The organism is Kosmotoga sp., assembly GCF_982836095.1.
Map to the genome: position 1 here is coordinate 1 of NZ_CEYIHJ010000134.1, position 5,148 is coordinate 5,148.

Consider the following 5,148-nt stretch of genomic DNA (forward strand, 5'->3'; position numbering starts at 1 on the left):
TGACGGTGGGTGCCGGGGAAACCCGGGACCGATGAGAATAGCAGTGTCAGTGCCTACAAGAAATTTCAAAATTATCAAGGAACTCGGTAACGGCACAAACAACAAAGCGGAATACCTAGCGATTATCTACGGCCTCATCTATGTCAAACACTTGCGACCAAAAGAGAAAGTCTTCGTATATTCAGATTCTAACCTGGTCGTGAATCAGTTGAAAGGTTACTACAAAGTGAAATCTGATTCTATCAAGCAGTTGCATAAAAAAGCAACCAAGTTATTGCAAGAGCTCCCAAATGTGACTGTCGTGCACATACCACGGGAGTCCAATCCTGCCGGGTTTTTACTTGAATAGTTTTTCAATGGATTTCTTCTCTTTTTGAATTTTGTGCCAAAAACGAGCTGGGTGAAATAAAAAAGAGAAAAAATAAGAAAACTTATTCATTTTTCTTCTTCCACAAATTTCAATTTTTTAACCACGATTTTCACGAAATCACCCTCTTTGATTCCCTTTTCCTCCATTAAGTGTTTGGGAAGAGTGAGTCTCCCTTTGGCTTGCACTTTTAGAATCACCTCATCCATTCACATCACCTCCTAACTTTTTTCAGTATTGTTGTTTTTCAGCACCTACCCATCATAGCGTCCATGAATCCAAGCAGTATATTTCTGCCGGTTTTAGCGACAGCATTTCTAAATTCTTCTACTGTCATTTTCCACATCGCCTCCTTTTTTACCACTCATAAATTCTTGGTTCGGGTCGTTCGTCTTCCTGCTCTTCCTTTTCCTCTTCTTGTATCCTTGCTATTTCTTCGTCGGTTACAAGTCCCAGTTTACGCAAGGCGATTTCTATCCCCGTGCAAATCCCTTGGTAATAACTCTTGATTTCTCCTTTGGCTACCAAAGATACGCCAAAGTTGTTTTTGTATTCCATCAAGAGTCTTTCTTTTTGCTCTTCGCTTATTTCTATCTTCATACACACCACCTTTTTCATCCTTTTTAGCATTGGCTGATGTAAAAAATAAAAAAGAAAAGTTATCTGCGCAGAGGGCAATATGGTGGCTTGTTTCCCTCGCTGCACAGGATATGCTGATACCCGTATTTTTTGTAGTCTATCACTTGCAATAGCTTGCATCCAAGCGGGATCACTCCGACATATCCTATCATTGGAGACATCCCGTAGACTGTCTGCCACTTGCACCTTACCCTACCGCATGGCACTTCCTCGTCTTTAAAGTCTGCTTCTTTCTCGTTTTCATCCCAAACTTTTACTCTCACTCCCTCTATCGTTTCTATTCTCATTTTCCACATCGCCTCCTAACCTTTTTTACCTTTTACAAAAAACTAACCCGCTCATAACAATAGACTTCATACTCTTCAATTCCTGTATACGCTTTTCAATGTCAACGGTTTCTTGTGCTTGGAGATAATGAATCAATCCCCCGCTTATGCTTGCTTTCACATCCCCGTGATGTTTCATCCATGCATTTACTAATTTTATCGCTTTCTCTTCTGTTAGTGGTGTGATGTTTCCCTCGGCATTCTCTTTGAACCATAAGTTCAATCCATCGAAATACACTATTCTTAGAATCTCACGCCCGCGCTGCCTCACGATAAAATCGAGCCTGCCTATCATCATTTCCTCTCCCTCCTCCTGAATGCTACATACACTATGTACGGGTCCCATGAGTAGTCCGTCCACAGAAAATCCATATTTCTTGGTTTGAATGCCCTTCGCCAGTTGAATTCCCTTTGCGATGCTATTTTCTTCACTTTTAACACTTCGATATTCTCTGTGCTTTTTCCGCTCCTCCACGCCTCGATAGCTTCCATTTTCTCTTTATCAGAAGGAAAAATGTTGTCTCCATTAATGCATATACTCGCAGCAAACGGTCTTTTGATACCGTGTGGATCCTCCCAGCTATCTTGCCAGTTGCTTTGCATTTCACTCGGTCGAATTTCTTTTATTTGCATGCGCGCTCACCTCGCTTTTAATAAATATCTCTTTTCAGTCCTTCACTGAAATCGCCAGTTTCGCACGCCTTTTTTGCCTCACTGTATTTGAAAAAGATCGCGATCAACTTCTCGTCTCGGAGAACTGCCCATCTCTTGACAAAGCTGCCCCCTCCTCTTGTCTCTATTGTGTACCCGTTTACTTTTCTTACTCCCATCATCTTATGCCTCCTTCACTACTATCTGCCATTGTGGAGCGGGAAGTACCCGCTCCAGCAGATATAATGCATCCGTCACCAGCTTCAGTTCCTTTTCTACTTCTTCTCTGTCCCTCACTGAACCACTCAAAAGCAGGTCGAGTAGTTCCCGCTTTCTGACCCGCAGGTGCGCCTCCAGTTCATCCTTAGAAATATCCGCCCAATATCCTAGGCTGATTGCTATTTTTGTTACCTCTTCTTGCATTTCAGCACACCTCCTCAAGCTCAAGGGTATTGTAAATTCGCTTAAGGACGCTCAACATAGTTTCATAGCATCCTCTGCTGTATTCTCTCTGAGTGTCATTTTTCGCGGTGCTGAATTTGCGGAAATGCTCCAAGCGCTCATCACAGAGCATTTCCAGAAGTTGTTTCAATCTTGCTACGCGTTCATTGTTGTTCATTTCAGCACACCTCCCTAAATTTCACATCTATCGTTATCTCTCTCCTTTCGCTCGCGTCTGGCATATCGTCATAGTAAATGCCTAACTGCTCCCAAAGTCCCTCTCTTTTCAATATCTCGATTACTCTCCTCTGGGTTTGGTTCATAGCCTCCTTTGCCTCTTGGGTGTAGTATCCACCATCAGTTATCCGAAAGTTGGCGGGTATGGTCACCGTTACATTAACCCAACCGTATGCCGTACCCCGTTCCCCTCGCACTCTGACATTTTCACGACCAAATTCTTTACTCAATACCTTCTTAATTGCTCTGTTTCGCTTCGCTATTAGGTTCTCCTTTTTGGTTTCTGTTTGTGATTCCTCTGCTCTTTCCTTTTTATTCTCCTCTTTGTGTGTCTCTTCGTTGGATTCTCCGGTTACTCGCTCTTGGTCGAGATACCACTGCAACATCTCAGCAACCTTTTTAATCACAGCTCGCTTCTTCCACTCGCAGCACCCGCAGATATGTAAGCCGTCCCCTACCTCTACCGTCGCTAAGTCGCCCTTAAACAGTGGCGGTAAGATTTTTACTTTTATCCCTCTTACTTCGCCACACAGCACGGCGTTTCTCTTATGTGCGACAGGTTCGCCACTCCCTGCCGCTACTTCTTTTATATTACCGGAGGTATATGTAGTAGTGGGCATGGTATCACCTCCGACTGCCCCGCCGGGAATCGGACCCGGAACCGCGGACCACCGCCGGGGCGTCTCCCCCTTCATCCATCCCGCCACTATCCCCATCGGGTCGGGAACGGCGCGACTATCACAAACCGCTATCATCTCTTCTTTTCTCATATCCCTATATACCATATAGGGTATAGGGGTATAAAAGACTTTCGGTATTTTCAATATTCTTACCCATTTGGGTAAGATATACTACCCTTAAAAAGCCCATAGCGGGGATATTGTTCTTGCTTCTCCCCTTCTCTCCCTCTTCCCCTTAAGGTGGTGCAGGGCGGGGATGCTTCTAACTAAAAGGTTTTTTACATTCTCATCGCTATCTATTTTCAATGATTGAAAAACTAATCGAGGAGCGCATGGTGGAACTTGCAATTAAAGCATGGCACGGCGATTACGAAGAGATTATTAAGCTTGCGGAAGCTTCAGGGGTACCTGTTGAGTTTCATGGTAAGACTCTTCGCTTTGGGGGTCGGGGTGAATATCCAAACTATTCAAATGTCCCTACCGCGATTTATCAGGGTTTGGATCCGATTGCCATTCTTGTCTGCTTGGGGTTCGCATTTTTCGGTATGTACTGGCCATGGGTGATGCCAAATGCAATGAAAATCTTAAACAAGCGGTGGAGGGAAGAAATAAAGAAAAAAACGGGAAAATGAAGAAATGACAAAATGTGAATTGCTTGCAGAGAAATTGATAGCTTCGGTGGATGGTCAATACAATAACTATTACGTGCTCTTCTCCGGAGGGAAAGATTCGTTATGCACGTTGGATTTAGTTGTAAAGAATTTAAAATCAAATTTTAAGGTGATATATATTGAAGCAACAGGCAATACACATCCGCTTTGTAACGAATATGCTCATTATGTAGTGGAGGATTATTATGGATTGGACTTGATTCACCTTCGCTCAGATGAGAACTTTTTTGAGTTGTTACGGCGATACGGTTATCCTTCATGCATTTGGTACCACTCAAGATGGTGTCTCAACAGGCTTAAAGATAAACCGCTCAGGAAATTTCAAAAGCTAAAATATGCGGTGACGTTTTCCGGTATGAAAATAGCGGATTCCTCCAATAGAAAACGATATATCTCTGAAAGGTTCTCCAAAGGAATAAAGAAGAATAAAAAACCTTATACATTTTGGGGTGCTATTTCTGTTCTTCCAATCTTTCAATTTTCAAAAAATGATGTTTTGAGGTATATCAAGAGAAATAAGCTCCCCATAAATCCCTGCTACGAACTTTTTTACAGCTCTGGGAACTGTGTAATCTGTCCATATAACACTTTTGATACTATGCGAAAAATTAAAGAAAAATCTCCTTTGTTCTTCCAAGAATGGCTTGAAGCGCATGAAACTATCAAGGCAAATCTCGTTTATGAAGAAAGACAAGGGGGGATATGGATAACAAATTGTGGTATATGGCATGTTTTTAAAAAATTTGATAGATATTATCATTCATTAAAGGCCGATTTATGTAGGTGGATAAAATGACACATACTGGGAAACTATTGGACATAGTGAACCGGTATTACGAACTACAACTTTGTTATGCAGAGTTGAAAGCATTTAGAGCGACAGAAATCGAGCACGATATCCTGAATAATTCGTTTATCTTTTGCGATGGCGATACTGACAAGCTCCTCTTTCGCTCCTCATGGTTTTCGGAGATAGACGGCGAGAGAACGTTCATTCAGGAGGTAATACAGGCATGTAGGAAAATCATCTGGAGATATTCAGATTTGTGGCTCAGCCACATAGCGTATCCGTTCAAGAGGAGGATGCGCCCTCAGGTTGCTCGCTCGCTCATCAATATCACATGCCCTGAGAGCGA

General features: G+C 42.6%; 13 protein-coding genes. 4 read left to right on the top strand and 9 right to left on the bottom strand.

Annotated features, from left to right (window positions below):
• Positions 1 to 349, top strand: a 349-nt coding sequence (locus tag AC3LHT_RS08455) for a ribonuclease HI family protein (protein ID WP_488662576.1), incomplete at its 5' end; no start/stop codon positions are given.
• Positions 350 to 435: 86 nt separating this feature from the next.
• On the opposite strand, the gene AC3LHT_RS08460 is transcribed toward AC3LHT_RS08455, so the two are convergent.
• The 9 genes from AC3LHT_RS08460 to AC3LHT_RS08500 form a co-directional block, all read right to left on the bottom strand.
• The gene (locus AC3LHT_RS08460) at positions 436 to 576 is read right to left on the bottom strand and encodes an AbrB/MazE/SpoVT family DNA-binding domain-containing protein (protein WP_488662577.1); all 141 of its coding nucleotides are present in this window, start codon (positions 574 to 576) and stop codon (positions 436 to 438) included.
• Positions 577 to 724: 148 nt separating this feature from the next.
• Complete coding sequence (locus AC3LHT_RS08465; protein WP_488662578.1) at positions 725 to 967, bottom strand: hypothetical protein; 243 nt, start codon at positions 965 to 967, stop codon at positions 725 to 727.
• Positions 968 to 1,026: 59 nt separating this feature from the next.
• Positions 1,027 to 1,293, bottom strand: a complete 267-nt coding sequence (locus AC3LHT_RS08470) for a hypothetical protein (RefSeq protein WP_488662579.1) — start codon at positions 1,291 to 1,293, stop codon at positions 1,027 to 1,029.
• A gap of 25 nt (positions 1,294 to 1,318) precedes the next feature.
• Entirely contained in the window at positions 1,319 to 1,630 is a 312-nt protein-coding gene (locus AC3LHT_RS08475) for a hypothetical protein (RefSeq protein ID WP_488662580.1), read from the bottom strand.
• Complete coding sequence (locus AC3LHT_RS08480) at positions 1,627 to 1,965, bottom strand: hypothetical protein (RefSeq protein ID WP_488662581.1); 339 nt, start codon at positions 1,963 to 1,965, stop codon at positions 1,627 to 1,629. The genes AC3LHT_RS08475 and AC3LHT_RS08480 overlap by 4 nt, the downstream gene beginning before the upstream one ends.
• 17 nt (positions 1,966 to 1,982) lie before the next feature.
• Positions 1,983 to 2,165, bottom strand: coding sequence for a hypothetical protein (locus tag AC3LHT_RS08485; RefSeq protein WP_488662582.1), 183 nt, complete (start codon positions 2,163 to 2,165; stop codon positions 1,983 to 1,985).
• 1 nt (position 2,166) lies between these two features.
• Positions 2,167 to 2,406, bottom strand: a complete 240-nt coding sequence (locus tag AC3LHT_RS08490) for a hypothetical protein (RefSeq protein WP_488662583.1) — start codon at positions 2,404 to 2,406, stop codon at positions 2,167 to 2,169.
• A gap of 1 nt (position 2,407) precedes the next feature.
• Entirely contained in the window at positions 2,408 to 2,602 is a 195-nt protein-coding gene (locus AC3LHT_RS08495; RefSeq protein WP_488662584.1) for a hypothetical protein, read from the bottom strand.
• A gap of 1 nt (position 2,603) precedes the next feature.
• Positions 2,604 to 3,281, bottom strand: a complete 678-nt coding sequence (locus AC3LHT_RS08500; protein WP_488662585.1) for a hypothetical protein — start codon at positions 3,279 to 3,281, stop codon at positions 2,604 to 2,606.
• A 392-nt stretch (positions 3,282 to 3,673) separates the two neighbouring features.
• Here AC3LHT_RS08500 and AC3LHT_RS08505 point away from each other — a divergent pair, with 392 nt between their 5' ends.
• The 3 genes from AC3LHT_RS08505 to AC3LHT_RS08515 all read left to right on the top strand — a co-directional run.
• On the top strand, positions 3,674 to 3,973 hold the full coding sequence (locus AC3LHT_RS08505; protein WP_488662586.1) for a hypothetical protein: 300 nt from the start codon (positions 3,674 to 3,676) through the stop codon (positions 3,971 to 3,973).
• Between the two features lie 4 nt (positions 3,974 to 3,977).
• Positions 3,978 to 4,808 (top strand): phosphoadenosine phosphosulfate reductase family protein, encoded by an 831-nt coding sequence (locus AC3LHT_RS08510; RefSeq protein WP_488662587.1) that lies wholly within the window; start codon positions 3,978 to 3,980, stop codon positions 4,806 to 4,808.
• A 17-nt stretch (positions 4,809 to 4,825) separates the two neighbouring features.
• Positions 4,826 to 5,148: hypothetical protein (locus AC3LHT_RS08515; protein WP_488662588.1), on the top strand; the 323-nt coding region annotated here is incomplete at its 3' end.

Bases quoted from the DNA above. Each gene is read 5' to 3' on its own strand.
- AC3LHT_RS08485 (WP_488662582.1), bottom strand. From the start codon at position 2,165: ATGATGGGAGTAAGAAAAGTAAACGGGTACACAATAGAGACAAGAGGA.
- AC3LHT_RS08460 (WP_488662577.1), bottom strand. From the start codon at position 576: ATGGATGAGGTGATTCTAAAAGTGCAAGCCAAAGGGAGACTCACTCTT.
- AC3LHT_RS08490 (WP_488662583.1), bottom strand. From the start codon at position 2,406: ATGCAAGAAGAGGTAACAAAAATAGCAATCAGCCTAGGATATTGGGCG.
- AC3LHT_RS08500 (WP_488662585.1), bottom strand. From the start codon at position 3,281: ATGCCCACTACTACATATACCTCCGGTAATATAAAAGAAGTAGCGGCA.
- AC3LHT_RS08465 (WP_488662578.1), bottom strand. From the start codon at position 967: ATGAAGATAGAAATAAGCGAAGAGCAAAAAGAAAGACTCTTGATGGAA.
- AC3LHT_RS08475 (WP_488662580.1), bottom strand. From the start codon at position 1,630: ATGATGATAGGCAGGCTCGATTTTATCGTGAGGCAGCGCGGGCGTGAG.
- AC3LHT_RS08470 (WP_488662579.1), bottom strand. From the start codon at position 1,293: ATGAGAATAGAAACGATAGAGGGAGTGAGAGTAAAAGTTTGGGATGAA.
- AC3LHT_RS08505 (WP_488662586.1), top strand. From the start codon at position 3,674: ATGGTGGAACTTGCAATTAAAGCATGGCACGGCGATTACGAAGAGATT.
- AC3LHT_RS08510 (WP_488662587.1), top strand. From the start codon at position 3,978: ATGACAAAATGTGAATTGCTTGCAGAGAAATTGATAGCTTCGGTGGAT.
- AC3LHT_RS08480 (WP_488662581.1), bottom strand. From the start codon at position 1,965: ATGCAAATAAAAGAAATTCGACCGAGTGAAATGCAAAGCAACTGGCAA.
- AC3LHT_RS08495 (WP_488662584.1), bottom strand. From the start codon at position 2,602: ATGAACAACAATGAACGCGTAGCAAGATTGAAACAACTTCTGGAAATG.